This is a genomic window from Cupriavidus sp. R6-3 (assembly GCF_059772245.1).
In genome coordinates this window covers 1-469 of the sequence record NZ_JCBAJO010000463.1, presented here as the reverse complement: position 1 = coordinate 469, position 469 = coordinate 1, and the positions used below count along the sequence as shown (strand labels likewise).

Sequence of the window (469 nt, the reverse complement as noted above, 5' to 3'; positions counted from 1 at the left end):
AGCAGCAATGAGCCGCCACATCTTCACCCGCGAGTGCCACGACGGCCCGGCGATCAGCCCGCACTACGAGCTGTCGGTGATCTACGAGGTCGAGCGCGGACACATCGCCGTGCGCGACGTCTATGTCCAGTTCGCCGGCAGCCATACCGACGCCAGACTCGGCGACAGCAATTACGACCGCGAAGCGATCAAGGCGATGTGCCGTGAGCACCTGGAGAAGCAATGACGCACCAATGGACCGAAGCCGGCCTAGCGCGGCTGCTGGCAGCGCTGCTCAAGCGCGTGTGCATCAGCTGCGGCGCGGAGACGGACGAGAACGGAAATCTGCCCTGTGGGCACTGAGGAGATGGGGATGGCAAAGATCAACGATGGCGGACCGGCGTTCCCGGTCCATATCGAGAACTGCACCGATGAAAACATGGTGGCCCTGGGTGTCTTGCTTCCCCCGGGCAGCACAGTCGATTTCCAG

At 63.1% G+C, this 469-nt stretch carries 1 protein-coding gene; it reads left to right on the top strand.

The window, feature by feature from the left end:
- Positions 1 to 226 (top strand): hypothetical protein (locus tag AC6EI8_RS26660; protein ID WP_498383421.1); only part of this gene is annotated, 226 nt, incomplete at its 5' end.
- Positions 227 to 469: the final 243 nt, after the last annotated feature.